The sequence below is a fragment of the Nocardia sp. NPDC057353 genome, assembly GCF_042667085.1.
In the GTDB taxonomy this organism is placed as follows: domain Bacteria; phylum Actinomycetota; class Actinomycetes; order Mycobacteriales; family Mycobacteriaceae; genus Nocardia.
Genome location: NZ_JBHVAK010000025.1, coordinates 51,213 through 64,608 on the forward strand (window position 1 = coordinate 51,213; position 13,396 = coordinate 64,608).

General features: G+C 72.1%; 15 protein-coding genes. 11 read left to right on the top strand and 4 right to left on the bottom strand.

Annotated features, from left to right (window positions below; genetic code table 11):
• Window positions 1-3: 3 nt before the first annotated feature.
• The gene (locus ACFUUZ_RS15505) at window positions 4-378 is read right to left on the bottom strand and encodes a cupin domain-containing protein (RefSeq protein ID WP_378696546.1); all 375 of its coding nucleotides are present in this window, start codon (window positions 376-378) and stop codon (window positions 4-6) included.
• Between the two features lie 72 nt (window positions 379-450).
• Here ACFUUZ_RS15505 and ACFUUZ_RS15510 point away from each other — a divergent pair, with 72 nt between their 5' ends.
• The 4 genes from ACFUUZ_RS15510 to ACFUUZ_RS15525 all read left to right on the top strand — a co-directional run bounded on the left by ACFUUZ_RS15510 (window position 451) and on the right by ACFUUZ_RS15525 (window position 3,951).
• Window positions 451-909 carry a MarR family winged helix-turn-helix transcriptional regulator gene (locus ACFUUZ_RS15510; RefSeq protein ID WP_378696548.1) on the top strand — a complete coding sequence of 153 codons (459 nt, stop codon included), beginning with the start codon at window positions 451-453 and terminating at the stop codon, window positions 907-909.
• Window positions 910-970: 61 nt separating this feature from the next.
• Window positions 971-2,125 (top strand): 8-amino-7-oxononanoate synthase, encoded by a 1,155-nt coding sequence (locus ACFUUZ_RS15515; protein ID WP_378696550.1) that lies wholly within the window; start codon window positions 971-973, stop codon window positions 2,123-2,125.
• Window positions 2,122-2,811 carry a dethiobiotin synthase gene (bioD, locus tag ACFUUZ_RS15520; RefSeq protein WP_378696552.1) on the top strand — a complete coding sequence of 230 codons (690 nt, stop codon included), beginning with the start codon at window positions 2,122-2,124 and terminating at the stop codon, window positions 2,809-2,811. Before ACFUUZ_RS15515 ends, bioD begins: the two co-directional genes overlap by 4 nt.
• A 60-nt stretch (window positions 2,812-2,871) precedes the next feature.
• Window positions 2,872-3,951: a hypothetical protein gene (locus tag ACFUUZ_RS15525; RefSeq protein WP_378696554.1), complete on the top strand. Its 1,080-nt coding sequence runs from the start codon at window positions 2,872-2,874 to the stop codon at window positions 3,949-3,951.
• A 42-nt stretch (window positions 3,952-3,993) separates the two neighbouring features.
• On the opposite strand, the gene ACFUUZ_RS15530 is transcribed toward ACFUUZ_RS15525, so the two are convergent.
• Window positions 3,994-5,148 carry an acyl-CoA dehydrogenase family protein gene (locus ACFUUZ_RS15530; RefSeq protein WP_378696556.1) on the bottom strand — a complete coding sequence of 385 codons (1,155 nt, stop codon included), beginning with the start codon at window positions 5,146-5,148 and terminating at the stop codon, window positions 3,994-3,996.
• 54 nt (window positions 5,149-5,202) lie between these two features.
• Between ACFUUZ_RS15530 and ACFUUZ_RS15535 the strand changes: the two genes are divergently transcribed.
• Both ACFUUZ_RS15535 and ACFUUZ_RS15540 read left to right on the top strand, forming a co-directional pair.
• A complete protein-coding gene (locus tag ACFUUZ_RS15535) occupies window positions 5,203-5,673 on the top strand; it encodes an SRPBCC family protein (protein WP_378696558.1) in 471 nt (156 codons plus the stop codon).
• An 82-nt stretch (window positions 5,674-5,755) separates the two neighbouring features.
• A complete protein-coding gene (locus tag ACFUUZ_RS15540) occupies window positions 5,756-6,916 on the top strand; it encodes an alpha/beta fold hydrolase (protein WP_378696560.1) in 1,161 nt (386 codons plus the stop codon).
• Here the strand turns inward: ACFUUZ_RS15540 and ACFUUZ_RS15545 are convergent.
• A complete protein-coding gene (locus ACFUUZ_RS15545) occupies window positions 6,904-7,368 on the bottom strand; it encodes a DUF1877 family protein (RefSeq protein WP_378696561.1) in 465 nt (154 codons plus the stop codon). The two genes, ACFUUZ_RS15540 and ACFUUZ_RS15545, sit on opposite strands and share 13 nt — an antisense overlap.
• Window positions 7,369-7,465: 97 nt before the next feature.
• On the opposite strand from ACFUUZ_RS15545, the gene ACFUUZ_RS15550 reads away from it, so the two are divergent.
• From ACFUUZ_RS15550 to ACFUUZ_RS15570, 5 genes are read left to right on the top strand one after another with little or no spacing between them, the layout of a single operon-like run.
• Entirely contained in the window at window positions 7,466-8,554 is a 1,089-nt protein-coding gene (locus ACFUUZ_RS15550; RefSeq protein ID WP_378696563.1) for an ABC transporter substrate-binding protein, read from the top strand.
• Window positions 8,554-9,420, top strand: coding sequence for an ABC transporter permease (locus tag ACFUUZ_RS15555; protein WP_378696565.1), 867 nt, complete (start codon window positions 8,554-8,556; stop codon window positions 9,418-9,420). The genes ACFUUZ_RS15550 and ACFUUZ_RS15555 overlap by 1 nt, the downstream gene beginning before the upstream one ends.
• Window positions 9,396-10,142 carry an ABC transporter ATP-binding protein gene (locus ACFUUZ_RS15560; RefSeq protein WP_378696567.1) on the top strand — a complete coding sequence of 249 codons (747 nt, stop codon included), beginning with the start codon at window positions 9,396-9,398 and terminating at the stop codon, window positions 10,140-10,142. Before ACFUUZ_RS15555 ends, ACFUUZ_RS15560 begins: the two co-directional genes overlap by 25 nt.
• The gene (locus tag ACFUUZ_RS15565) at window positions 10,139-11,491 is read left to right on the top strand and encodes an LLM class flavin-dependent oxidoreductase (RefSeq protein ID WP_378696569.1); all 1,353 of its coding nucleotides are present in this window, start codon (window positions 10,139-10,141) and stop codon (window positions 11,489-11,491) included. Before ACFUUZ_RS15560 ends, ACFUUZ_RS15565 begins: the two co-directional genes overlap by 4 nt.
• Window positions 11,488-12,711, top strand: a complete 1,224-nt coding sequence (locus ACFUUZ_RS15570) for an MFS transporter (protein ID WP_378696571.1) — start codon at window positions 11,488-11,490, stop codon at window positions 12,709-12,711. Before ACFUUZ_RS15565 ends, ACFUUZ_RS15570 begins: the two co-directional genes overlap by 4 nt.
• A gap of 46 nt (window positions 12,712-12,757) precedes the next feature.
• On the opposite strand, the gene ACFUUZ_RS15575 is transcribed toward ACFUUZ_RS15570, so the two are convergent.
• Window positions 12,758-13,345, bottom strand: a complete 588-nt coding sequence (locus tag ACFUUZ_RS15575; RefSeq protein WP_378696573.1) for a TetR family transcriptional regulator — start codon at window positions 13,343-13,345, stop codon at window positions 12,758-12,760.
• Between the last annotated feature and the right edge of the window lie 51 nt (window positions 13,346-13,396).

Below are 13,396 nucleotides of genomic sequence, written 5' to 3' on the forward strand. Positions count from 1 at the left end.
ATCTCAAGCGATCCAGGGCGGGACGACACCCTTCGTTTCTCCTGCGCGGAAGGCCTGCGCTCCGGCGGCCGCCGTCGCCACCGCCGTCAGCCCCCACGGACCGGCTGTGATCTGCCGGGGAACCTCGGCGGGGAGTACGGCGGTGTCGCCGGGGCCGAGCGTCAACGTCTCGGCGCCGAGGGTTACCTCCGCGCCGCCGTCGAGGACGGTCCAGATCTGTTCGACGTCGATGCGGTGCTCGGGGCCCGCGGCGTGCGGGGCCATGCGGACGCGCCAGAGCGCGGTGGCCGCGCCGCCGAGGGTGGGGGAGGCGAGGGTGGTCATGGCGCCTGCCGGGGTTTCGGTGTGGCGGGCTTGGTCGCGGGTGATGACGGGCATGAAAGCTCCTCGAGATGGTCAATCGGGTTGTCTTGTTGAAAGATAGTCAACCAGGTTGTCTATCCTGTCAAGGTGAACTCCTTCGAGCTGCCGCTGCGCATGCTGCTCGCCTTCCGCTCGGCCGTCGACGAGGTGCACGCCGACTTGGCCGCGCACGGGCACCCGGAGATCCGGCCCATGCACGGGTTCCTGTTCCAGGCGGTGTTGCGGGCCGAGGGGTGTACGGCGGCGGAGCTGGGGCGGGTGCTCGGGATCTCCAAGCAGGCGGCGGGGAAGCAGGCGGAGGGGCTGGAGCGGCTCGGGTATCTGCGGCGGGAGGACGATCCGGCGGATGCCCGGCGCAAGGTGTTCCGGCTGACGGCGCGCGCCGATGACGTGCTCGCCCGGTCCGAGGCGGTGTTCGACCGGGTGCGGCGCGGGTGGGCGCGGGAGTTGGGGGCCGGGCGGATCGCGGAGTTGGAGCGGGACCTGCGGGTGCTCGCTCCGGGCGAGCTGTTCCGATTGGACGTGCCGGGATGGTTCACGCGCTGACCCGGCCCGGCTCGGCCACCCGCACCCGCCCTTGAACGGCGTTCAAGTATGCTCCCGAGCTGTGAGTACCGATCCGCTGAGCTGGCTGGACGACCGCGCCGCCGAGCGGGCCGCCGCCGGCCTGCGCCGCGAACTGCGGCCACGGGCCGCGCAGTCGGCCGCCATCGATCTGGCCTCCAACGACTACCTGGGCCTCACCAGGCACCCGGAGGTGATCGCGGGTGCGGTCGCGGCGACGAGCCGCTGGGGTGCGGGTTCGACCGGGTCGCGGCTGGTCACCGGGACCACCGAGGAGCACATCGCGCTGGAGCGTGAGCTCGCCGAGTTCACCGGGGCGGAGAGCGGGCTGGTGTTCGCCTCCGGGTACGCCGCGAACCTCGGGGTCGTCACGGCGCTCGCCGGGCGCGATGCGCTGGTGGTCTCCGACGCGGCGAGCCACGCATCGCTGGTCGATGCCTGCCGCCTCTCCCGGGCCCGGGTCGCGGTCGCCCCGCACGGGGATGTGGACGCGGTGGCCCGGATCCTCGCCGCGCGCACCGAGCGGCGGGCGCTGGTGCTCACCGATTCGGTGTTCAGCGCGGACGGCGATCTCGCACCGCTCGCCGCGCTGCACCGGGTGACCAGGGCGGCGGGGGCGGTGCTCGTGGTGGACGAGGCGCACGGGCTCGGGGTGCGCGGACGCGGTGGGCGCGGGCTGGTGCACGAGGCGGGGCTGGCGGGGGAGCCGGATCTGGTCGTGACCGCGACGCTCTCCAAGGCGCTGGGTTCGCAGGGCGGGGTGGCGCTCGGCGCCCAACGGGTCCGGGACCATCTGATCGATGCCGCGCGCACCTTCATCTTCGACACCGGGCTCGCACCGGCCGCCGTAGGCGCGGCGCGGGCGGCGCTCGGCGTGCTGCGCCGCGAGCCGGAGCGGGCCGCCGCCGTGCTGGACCGGGCGGCTCGGATCGCGCGGATCGCCGGGGTGCCGGAGCCACCGTCGGCGGTCGTGTCGGTGGTACTCGGGGATGCGTCGGTGGCATATGAGGCGGCGCTGGCCTGCCGGGAGCGCGGGCTGGACGTCGGGTGCTTCCGCCCGCCGACGGTGCCGGAGGGGACCTCCCGGTTGCGGCTCACCGCGCGGGCGGATCTCACCGACGCCGATCTCGAGGTGATTCGCGGAGTGCTCGCCGATGTGCTGGTACCACGGCGGTCGAGGGTGGAGGTATCCGCGTGAGGAGCGCGGGCAGGGGGCGGCTCCCGCACGAGCACAGCGGGATTCTGCTCGTCGCAGGCACCTCGACCGAGGTCGGCAAGACCGTGACCTCCGCCGCGCTGGCTGCGGCGGCGCTGACCGCGGGGCGGACCGTCGCGGTGTGTAAGCCCGCGCAAACCGGAGTCGCGGCGCGCGAACCCGGCGATCTGGCCGAGATATCCCGGCTCAGCGGGGTCACGCAGACCCTCGAACTGGCCCGCTACCCCGACCCGCTCGCCCCGGATACAGCCGCCCGCCGCTGCGGCGCGCCACTGCTCACCCTGGACGAAACCGCGACCGCCATCGAGCAACTCGACGCCGACCTGGTTCTGGTCGAGGGCGCGGGCGGTCTGTTGGTCCGGCTCGGCGACTTCACCCTGCTCGATTTGGCCCGTCGCGTCGGGGCGCCGGTGCTGGTCGTCACCGCGGCCGGTCTCGGCACGCTCAACCACAGCGAACTCACAGTACGCGCGCTCCGTGCCGCGAACGTCCCCTGTGCGGGGCTGGTGATCGGATCCTGGCCCGCGGAACCGGATCTGGCGGCGCAGTGCAATCGCCACGACCTCCCCCGCGTCACCGAGGTGGAACTCGTCGGCGCCGTTCCCGCTGGAGCAGCGGCCTGGGATCGTGCGCGCTTCTGCGCCACGGCATCCAGCTGGTTCGGGTGAACCAGCATCCGTCTGATATCGGCGAACCGACACTGTCATTCGATCGACCGATTCCCGACGGTGACACCTACCTCGACAATCGAGCCCGGCAGCGTCGGCTGCCATCCGGTGCGCGCCGTACCGGACTCGATCAGCCGTTCGGACGTGACAGTGGGCTTAGCCGAGGAATTCTCGAAGGGCATGGACGCGCAGCGCGGCTTCCATGCGCGATCGGTGGACGCGAGGGACGCTGCCGTCGCTTCGCTCGATCGTGACTTCGCCGAGATGGCGGAGGTCATACAGCGCAACGGAATCCCTTCCTCGATCATCCGCGTAATCGAGGGAGGCGAAGAGTTCGAAGGCTGGCCGATCGCGGTCGACGGCGGTGATTACCACCATTCGAGCGGTGAACTGTGGATGCTGACACCGGCGGGGAAGCTGGCGATCGGGCCGTACAACCACCAAGCGCGTTCAGGATCGCGTTCCAGCAACAACACGCTGCCCTTCCCGATTCATCGCGCGCCGATGTCGCCCAGCGACATGCGATGGGTGCATCGCGAGAGCCACTCGTATCCGCATGCGGAGTTCGAAAACCAGTGGTACGCGGCGGAGCTGCAAACAGGCCCGAGTTCACAGCCGAGATTGACCGTTGTGGTTCGGGATCGCGCGGGTCGGGCTGTTGCCGAAGTCGTGCCGCCGGAGGTGACGTATTCGAATTCGGATCGAAAGGCGAACGAGACGGACCTCGAGCGCTGGATGCTGTTCACTCTCGACTGCGTGATTCGCGCGCGGAAGGTACCGCAACGCCGCGACGAGCCCACCTGTCTCGAGTCGCGAACTCGGTCGGACATGGCGACCCGATCGCGGGAACAGGAGGAGGCGGACTCGACTCAGCGGCAGAAGGAGGAAGAACAGCGACGAATCCGTGTGCGCGCCGAACGGAAGCGAACCGGTGTGGTGACAACCGCCAAGGTGGCGACCGTGCTCGGCATGCCCGCGGTGTTCCTGTTGCCGCCCGTCGCCATCGTCCTACTCGGTTTCGCGGCATACACGTGCTTCACGAGCACGGATCGGCGGTTCCAGGAGTGGACCCTGTGGATCTACGGGGGATTCGCGGCGTCGATCATCACCATGGGCTCCTGGCTGAACGCGATCCTGTGACACAGCGCCGCGCGGCGGTGCCCGCGCGGCGCTCCGACCTCCCTACAACCCCAGATCCCGCCCGATCAACTCCTTCATGATCTCGTTCGTCCCCGCCCAGATCTTGGTCACCCGGGCATCCCGCCACGCCCGCGCCACCCGGTACTCGTTCATGTACCCGTACCCGCCGTACAGCTGCACGCAGTGGTCCAGCACCTCGTTCTGAATCTCCGACGTCCACCACTTCGCCTTCGCGGCGTCCACCGCCGACAGCGAACCCTCCGCGTGCGCGGCGACGTACCGCTCGACGAACGCCCTGGTCACGTCGATCTTCGTGGCCAACTCGGCGAGCAGGAACTTGTTGTGCTGGAACGACCCGACAGGCTGCCCGAACGCCTTGCGCTCCTTCACGTACTCCACCGTTTCGGCCAGGATCTGCTCCGCGTGCGCGAGATTCGAGACCGAGCAGCCGAGCCGCTCCTGCGGCAGGTTCTGCATCATGTGGATGAAGCCGCCGTCGACCTCGCCGACCACCTCGGCGTCGCTGACCCGCACCCCGTCGAAGAAGAGCTCGGCGGTGTCGGACTGCGGCTGCCCCACCTTGTCCAGCTTGCGGCCGCGGGAGAAGCCGGGCCGGTCCGCCTCGACGGCGAAGAGCGTGATGCCGCGGGCCTTCTTCTCCGGGCTGGTGCGCGCCGCGACCACGATGAGGTCGGCGGAGTAGCCGTTGGTGATGAAGGTCTTGGAGCCGTCCAGCACCCAGTCGCCGCCGTCCCGGACCGCGGTGGTCTTCAGTGCGGCCAGGTCGGAGCCGCCAGAGGGCTCGGTCATGGCGATGGCGGTGAGGATCTCGCCGCTCACCACGCCGGGCAGCCAGCGTTTGCGCTGCTCCTCGGTGGTCAGCTTGGTGAGGTAGGGCGGGACGATGTCGGCGTGGATGCCCATGCAGGAGGCGAGCGAGGCATTCACCTTCGCGCACTCCTCCAGCAGCACCGCGTTGAACCGGTAGTCGCCCGCCTCGCCGCCGCCGTACTGCTCCGGCACCTCGAGGCCGAGCAGCCCCTGGCTGCCCGCGTCCAGCCAGAACTGCCTGGGCAGCGCCTTCTGCTCGGCGTGCTCGTCCAGGTGCGGGCGCACCGAGCGCTCGATGAACTGCCGCACGCTGTCCCGGAACGCCTCGTGGTCCGCGCCGTACAGGGTGGGTGGGGGGAGCGCCATTGCCGATCCTTCGTTGCCGGAGAACTCTGATCCGCCGTCCAGTATCGTCGGCCCGTGACATCGACCCGAATCGGCAGGCACATCGCGGCCCCGCGCGGCGCCGTGTACCGGCTGCTGCTCGACGCCGACGCGGTCGCCACCTGGATGGTGCCGGACGGCATGACCAGCGAGGTGCTGACCTTCGAGCCGCGCGAGGGCGGCGCGGTGCACATCGCGCTCACCTACGACGACCCGGACGCCAGCACCGGCAAGACCGACGCCCGCACCGACTCCTACCGCGGCCGCTTCGTCGCGCTGGTCCCGGACGAGCAGGTGGTGCAGGTGGTCGAGTTCGACACCGACGACCCGGAGGTCCGCGGCGAGATGCGGATCGTCATGACGCTCACCGACGCCGACGGCGGCACCGACCTGGTCGCGCTGCACGACGGGGTGCCGCCCGGCGTCGCGCCGGAGGACAACGAACTGGGCTGGCGGATCTCGCTCGGCAAACTCGCCGCACTCGCCGAGGGCGAATCGCGGCCCTGAACACCCCGGACACCGCCCCTGAACCGACCGTCCGCCCCGCTTCCCGTGGCACCCCCGCCGGGGCGTGCTTACAGTGGGACGGGTGTCGCCGATGGAGGATCGGCACCCGTCCACCGTCTCGGACTGGAGCGATACGCGACGCCGCGCCCGCCTGCGGGAGACCCGCGGGGCGCGCGAACGGACGTCGTGGCACCGGACCAGGACGGCCCTGCTGCGGGTGACCGTGCTGCTGCTCGCGGGGCTCGTGGTGTTCGCCCAGTACTGGCAGCACGACGTGGCCCCGGAGCGCGACCGCCTGGCCCGCACCGAGCCCGCGCTGCTCCCGGTCGCCACCCCCGCCGACGGGGAGGACTGGGACACCGTCGTCGTCGACCTGGTCGGGCTCGGCAACCTCAATGCCCAGCCCACCGCCGCCGCGCTGCCCGCGCTGAGCGAGCTCGGCGTGGTCTGGGCGGTGCGCTACGACCAGAACGGCATCGACACCGAGGTGATCGCGGAGCTGATCGTGCGCGCGGCGCAGATGTCCGGGCTGCGCAACGTGATCCTGGTCGGGCACAGCATGGGCGGGGTGATCGCGCTGGAGGTGGCGCGGCACATCCACACCGAGAGCGACCGCAGGCTGCTCTCCGTCATCCTGGACTGCACCCCGCTCGACCTGGACGCCGTGCGCCAGGAGAGCAGGGGCCGCGGCGAGGACCTGGTGCGCTGGATGGGCTGGCTGCCCGGGGTCAGGGAGAGCCGCACCCTGCGCACCGCCGCCGAGCTCTACGCGCGCCGGGACCGCTTCATCACCCACGACGGCGCGCTGCCCACCGTCGACTGGCCGCGGTTCGGCATCGCGCTGGACGAGGTGCTGCGGCAGAAGACCTTCTCCGCCGACGCCGCCAGCAACGGCCTGATCGAAGCGCAGTTCCTGGCCATCGTCGCCAGCGGCGCGGGCAACGACCTGCGCGCGCTCCGCGAGCCGCGACCTGGCCGGACCCGCCCCGCCATCGTCCTGCTGCGCCCGCTCGACCCCGCCGACGACCACATCGTGCTGGTGGACCGCACCCAGGCCACGCTCACCGAGGAGGCGGGCGCCCGCGAGGGCGCGCTGCTGGTGGTGAGCGGAAAGACCGGGCACGCCAACCCGCGGCAGCGGCCGGAGGCCTACGACGCCATGCTCACCGAGCGGGTGCTCCCGTTCCTGAACCGCTACCAGCAGACCGCCCGCGGCGGCGCCGCGCTGCCTCAGCCCAGGTGAGCGACGGCGGCGCTGCGGTACTTCGCGGCGTGCCGGAAGAACTCGCGGAGCCCGGCGTAGTGGTGGTTCAGGTAGTGCCGCCCCTCGGCGCCGCCGTCGCGGAGCCAGATGTTCGGGTAGATCGCCGCCCGATCCAGGGCGGCCGGGTCGTAGTGCGCGGCCAGGGCGTCGAAGGGGAGCGCGCGCAGCCGCTCGTCGGTGTCGCGCACCAGCTCCTCGGGCCAGACCGCGTACGCCTCGTCGGCCAGCGAATTCCCGGCATCGGTCAGCTCGATCCCGGTCTCCGCCGCGCGCAGCAGGTAGTCCAGCCCGCTCCACGCCTTGTCCAGGTAGCCGCTCGGCCCCGGGTTCCGCATGGCGTACGGCAGCTCCCCGACCTCGTCGGCCCCGGCGAAGCCCAGCTCCGCCACCTGCTCCGGCCGCACCCGGGTGAACGACATGATGATGCCCATAGCGCGCACGGTAACCGCCCGGGGTGACAACCCGGAGTTGTAATCGCGGTGAAAACAACCGTTTTCGCAGCTCGCCGCCGCTGCTTGACTCTGCATCATGTCTCGAACCCGTCTGTTCCACACCGGCCTCCGCGGCCGCATGACCGCCGCACTGCTCGCTGTGGCGACCGTCGCGACCCTCGGCACCGCCGGTTGTGCGAAGAGCGACGAGCCGGTCGCGGCGGCCAGTGGTCCGCTGCCCACCGAGATCCAGCCCGGCACCAAGCTGGTGATCGCCGACCAGTCCGAGCGGCTGCAGTCGGCGCTGCGCTTCTCCGGCGAGCTGGACAAGCTCCCCTTCCAGGTGGAGTTCGCCAACTTCACCGGCGGCCCGGCCATCCTGGAGGCCTTCCGGGCCGGTGCCGCCGACCTCGCCCCGGTCGGCGACGTCCCGCCGATCCACGCGCTCGCGGCGGGCCAGGACGTGCCGATCATCGCCTCCTACCGCACCAACCCGCAGGCCATGAAGCTCGCGGTGGCGCCGGGCGTCCCGGTCCGCACCCTCGCCGACCTGAAGGGCCGCAAGATCGCCTACGCCGAGGGCACCGCCCAGCAGGCCGCGGTGCTGCGCGCGCTGGACAAGGCCGGGCTGAGCACCGGCGACGTCGAGCTGGTCCGGCTGCAGCTGGCCGAGTTCCTGGACGCCGTGCGCACCGGCCAGGTCGACGTGGCACCGCTGCTGGAGCCGAACGTCACCCGGCTGCTCCGCACCCAGGGCGCGAGCCTGATCCCGGACTCCGAGACCGCGGGCATCTACCCCGGCCTCGCCTACCTCTACGCGCGCCGCGACGTGGTGAACGACCCGGCCAAGGCGGGCGCGGCCCGCGCGCTGGTCGCCGCCTTCATCCGCGCCTTCCACTGGGCCAACACCAACAGCGACGAGTGGGAGCGGCGCTACTACGTCGAGAACCAGAAGGTCAGCCCGGAGGACGCCGAGCGCATCGTCACCTCGCTCGGGCAGTGGACCTTCCCGCACCTCGACCAGAAGGTGATCGACGTGCAGCAGCAGACCATCGACGCCATCGACGCCGCCGGTCAGCTGCCCAAGAAGGTGCGCGCCGAGGACGGCTTCGACCTGCGCTTCGACGACGTGATCACGCAGACGGTCACCGAGTCGGGCGCCTCCTTCGGACCGGAGGTCGGCTGATGGCCACGATCACCAGGAAGATCAGCGCACCCAGCGGGCTGTTCGGCCGCGCCGGGAGCAGCACCGGCAGCGCGCAGCGGGTCGTCCGCAAGCGCAGGCTGGGCCCGGGCAGGGCGATCCCGTTCGGGATCGGGCTCGGCCCGGCGATCCTCATCGCGATCTGGGTGATCGGCTCGGCCGCGGGCACCATCGACCCGGAGACGCTGCCCGCCCCGTGGACGGTCGCGCAGACCGCCGGTGACCTGATCGCCGACGGCCGGCTGCAGTCCAACCTGCTCACCTCGCTGCAGCGCGCGGTGCTCGGGCTGGTGCTCGGCGTCTCCATCGGCCTGGTCCTGGCGCTCATCGCCGGGCTGAGCCGGATCGGCGAGGCGCTGGTCGACGGCCCGGTGCAGATCAAGCGCTCGATCCCGACGCTGGCGCTGATCCCGCTCTTCATCGTCTGGTTCGGCATCGGCGAGGAGATGAAGCTGGTGGTGATCACCACCAGCGTGCTCATCCCGGTCTACATCAACACGCACGCGCACCTGCGCAGCGTGGACGCCAAGCACGTGGAGCTGGCCGAGACCGTCGGGCTCTCCCGCTGGGGCTTCGTCCGCCGGATCGCGCTGCCCGGCTCGCTGCCCGGCTTCTTCACCGGGCTGCGGCTCGCGGTGACCATCTCCTGGCTCGCCCTCGTCGTGGTGGAGCAGGTCAACGCGACCAGCGGCATCGGCTACCTGATGACGCAGGCCCGCACCTACGGCCAGATCGACGTGATCGTGGTCGGGCTGGTGATCTACGGCCTGCTCGGCCTGTTCGGCGATATCGCCGTGCGCACCATCGAGAGGAGGGCGCTGTCGTGGCGACAGACACTCGGGGACTGAACGTGGTCCGCACCCGCGGCCTGACCAGGAGCTTCGGCGACCGGGATGTGCTGACGGGGATCGACCTGGAGATCGCGCGCGGCGAGTTCGTCGCGCTGCTGGGTCGCAGCGGTTCCGGCAAGAGCACGCTGCTGCGCGCGCTGGCCGAGCTGGACGGCGAGGTCACCGGGCGCGGCGAGCTGACCGTGCCGACGGAGCGCGCCGTGGTCTTCCAGGATTCGCGGCTGCTGCCGTGGAGCCGGGTGCTGGACAACGTGGTGCTCGGCCTGACCGGCGCGGACGCGAAGGCCCGCGGCACCGCCGCGCTGGCCGAGGTCGGGTTGGCCGGGCGGGAGAAGGCGTGGCCGCGCGAGCTCTCCGGCGGTGAGCAGCAGCGCGTCGCGCTGGCCCGCTCGCTGGTCAGGGAGCCGGAGCTGCTGCTGGCCGACGAGCCGTTCGGCGCGCTGGACGCGCTCACCCGGCTGCGCATGCACGCGCTGCTGGAGGCGCTCTGCGCCAGGCACCGGCCCGCGGTCCTGCTGGTGACGCACGACGTGGACGAGGCGGTCGCGCTGGCCGACCGGGTGCTGGTCCTGGACGAGGGCCGGATCGTGCTCGACGAGCCGGTCGAGCTGGAACGCCCGCGGCGCCACGGCGACCCGCGCTTCGCCCGGCTGCGTGAGCGGCTGCTCGGCGCGCTCGGCGTCGAGACCCCCGATTCGACCGAAAGGCGAGCCTCATGAGCTCCGCGCCCCGACAGCTCAGCCTGAATGCCTTCATCTACCCGTCCGGGCACCACGAGGCGGCCTGGCGGCACCCGGCCAGCAGCCCGGACCGGCTCTACGACGTGAAGTACTACCAGGAGATCGGCCGCACCGCCGAGGCCGCCAAGCTGGACGCGGTGTTCTTCGCCGACGGCCCCGCGCTGCGGGTGAACGTCAAGCACAATGCCGCCTCCGGGCTGGAGCCGATCACGCTGCTCACCGCGATCGCCACCGCGACGACGCACCTCGGGCTGATCGCGACCGCCTCCACCACCTACTACGAGCCCTACAACCTGGCTCGGCTCTTCTCCACCCTCGACCACCTCTCCGGCGGTCGGGCGGGCTGGAACATCGTCACCACCGCGACCGACCAGGCCGCCGCCAACTTCGGGCTGGAGCGCCACCCCGACCACGAGGAGCGCTACGCCCGCGCCCGCGAGTTCGTCGACGCCGTTGTGGCGCTCTGGGATTCGTGGGAGGACGACGCCATCGTGCTCGACCCCGCCGCAGGCATCTACGCCGACCCCGATCGCATCCACCGGATCGACTTCGAGGGCGAGCACGTGAGGGTGCGCGGCCCGTTCAACGCCCCGCGCACTCCGCAGGGCCACCCGGTGCTGGTGCAGGCGGGCGCCTCCAACGAGGGCCGCGCCTTCGCGGGCCGTTACGCCGAGGCCATCTTCACCGCGCACCAGCAGTTGAGCGACGCGCAGACCTTCTACCGGGACATCAAGCGGCAGGCCGCCGAGTTCGGGCGCAACCCGGAGCACGTCAAGATCCTGCCCGGGCTGAGCCCCTTCATCGCCGACACCGAGGCAGCCGCCAAGGCGCTGGAGCGGGAGTTCAACGAGCTCACCGTGCCCGAGTACGGCCTGCACCAGTTGGAGAACCTGGTCGGCACCAGCCTGCGGCACCTGCCGCTGGACGAGCCGGTGCCGACCGCGCTCTTCGAGCAGGCGGGCGACGTCACCGACAACACCCGCAGCAGGCTGCAGGTGATCGCGGGCATCGTGCGGCGCGAACGCCCCACCGTGCGCGGGCTGCTGCACCGGCTGGCGGGCGCCCGCGGGCACCGGGTCTTCGCCGGAACGCCGGAGCAGGTGGCCGACACCATCGAGGAGTGGTTCACCCAGGGCGCGGCGGACGGCTTCAACGTCATGCCGCCGTACTACCCGGGCGGGCTGGAGGTCTTCGCCGAGCAGGTGGTGCCGATCCTGCAGCGGCGCGGGCTGTTCCGCACCGAGTACAGCGGCACGACGCTGCGCGACCACTTCGGGCTGCCGCGCCCGGAGAGCCAGTTCGCCGGGCGCCCGGCGCTGGCCGGGTGACCGCCGCACCCGCCACCGGTTGTCCGACGCCGGGCCCGCCGCCGCGGGCCCGGCTGGCGCCGCTCGTCCTCCCGGTCTTCGTTCCCTCCGCCGTCTACGGGCTCGGCAACGGCGCCGCGGCGCCCATGTTCCCGCTGCGCGCCCTGGAGCTGGGGGCATCGCCCGGGCTGGCCGGGCTGGTCGTCGCGCTCGCGGGCTTCGGCATGATCCTCATGGACCTGCCCGCCGGGTCGATCGTGGCCAGGCTCGGCGAGCGGGTCGCCATCGCGCTCGGCTCGGCCGCGGGCGCGCTCGGCATGCTCGCCGCCATCTTCGCGCCGACCATCGCCGTGTTCGGCGCGGGCATGCTGCTCACCGGGGCCGCCACCGCGGTGTGGGGGCTGGCCAGGCAGTCCTACGTGGTGGCCGTCGTGCCCGCCGCCGACCGCGGCCGGGTGCTCTCGATCTTCGCCGGGAGCATGCGGCTCGGCTTCTTCGTCGGCCCCTTCCTCGGCGCCGCCGTCGTGCACGGCGCCGGGCCCGCCGGTGGGCTCTGGGTGCAGCTCGCCGCCGTCGTGCTGGCCGGGGCGCTGGTCGCGGTCATGCCGGAGCCGGAGGACGGCGCCGCCGCCAAGGGCGTCACCGGGCTCGGCACCGTGCTGCGCGAACAGCGCGGGCTGCTCACCACGCTCGGCTCCGGAGCCCTGCTCATGGGCGCCGCCCGCGCCGCCCGCCAGGTGCTGCTTCCGCTCTGGGCCGCGCACATCGGCGCCGACGCCGCCGTCGTCGCGCTGCTCTTCGGCATCGCGGGCGCGGTCGACGTGCTCATGAGCTACCCGGCCGGGCTGTGGATGGACCGCTTCGGACGCCGCGCCATCGGCGTCCCCTCCATGCTCTGCTTCGCCGCCGGGTACGCCGTGCTCCCCTTCGCCGGGACGGTGGTGTGGCTCGGCGTCGTCGCCCTGCTGCTCGGCCTCGCCAACGGTCTCAGCAACGGGGTCATCATGACGGTCGGCGCCGATATCGCGCCCGCGGACCGGCGCGCCGAATTCCTCGGCGCCTGGCGGTTGACGCACGACTTCGGCATGTTCGCCGGGCCGATCACCATCGGGGTGATCGGCGCCGTCTCGATGCTCGGCGGAGCGGCGGTCGTCCTCGCCGTCTCCGCCGGTGCGGGGGCGGCGGCCATGTACCGCTGGTTCCCGGGGCCAGGGGGAGTGCTGCGCGACCCCTCCCGGTAGACATCGACGGCGAAAGTCCGCACCCGGTGCGGACTTTCGCGGGGCGTCAGCGCACCCGGTCGCCGAGCTGGTGCCTGACCCCGCCGACGAACAACTGCAACCCGAAGTCGAACCGCGCGGTGGGGTCGGTATCCGGCTCCGCGAGCGGCGAATCCGCCTCCGCCAGCGCGCCGACCGAGTCCATCTGCATCCGCGACTGCTCGTCCACCGTCTGCCCGAGCACGTAGTAGAGCAGCGCGAACGCCGCGAGTTCGGCGTCGCCGCGCGGCATGCCGGCGCGCAGCGCGGCGGCGGCGAAGCGCTCCCGGCCGCGGCTGGTGGTGAGCCGGGAGGCGTAGGTGGCGGAGACCAGCTCGGCGCCGTCGCGGTAGGCGAGCAGGCAGTCGCGCAGCCGGTGTGCGAGCTCGACCAGCTGCCCGGCCCAGTCCGCGGCCGCCACCGGCTGCTCCATGGGGGCGAGGATGCGGTCGGCGACCGCGCCGAGCAGCGCCTGCTTGTTCGGGAAGTGCCAGTAGAGCGCGCCGGGCTGGACGTTCAGCGAGCCCGCCAACCGGCGCATGGTCAGGTCGGCCAGGCCGTACTCGTCGAGGATGGCGATCGCGCCGTCCACCACATCGCCCCTGCGCAGCTGCACCCGTCGACCTCCCGTCTCGCCCCGGCTCCGACCGTACTCTATCCTGAACGC

Coding starts and splice junctions, on each gene's coding strand:
- ACFUUZ_RS15505 (WP_378696546.1), bottom strand. CDS start 378: ATGCCCGTCATCACCCGCGACCAAGCCCGCCACACCGAAACCCCGGCA.
- ACFUUZ_RS15530 (WP_378696556.1), bottom strand. CDS start 5,148: ATGGCGCTCCCCCCACCCACCCTGTACGGCGCGGACCACGAGGCGTTC.
- ACFUUZ_RS15545 (WP_378696561.1), bottom strand. CDS start 7,368: ATGGGCATCATCATGTCGTTCACCCGGGTGCGGCCGGAGCAGGTGGCG.
- ACFUUZ_RS15550 (WP_378696563.1), top strand. CDS start 7,466: ATGTCTCGAACCCGTCTGTTCCACACCGGCCTCCGCGGCCGCATGACC.
- ACFUUZ_RS15555 (WP_378696565.1), top strand. CDS start 8,554: ATGGCCACGATCACCAGGAAGATCAGCGCACCCAGCGGGCTGTTCGGC.
- ACFUUZ_RS15565 (WP_378696569.1), top strand. CDS start 10,139: ATGAGCTCCGCGCCCCGACAGCTCAGCCTGAATGCCTTCATCTACCCG.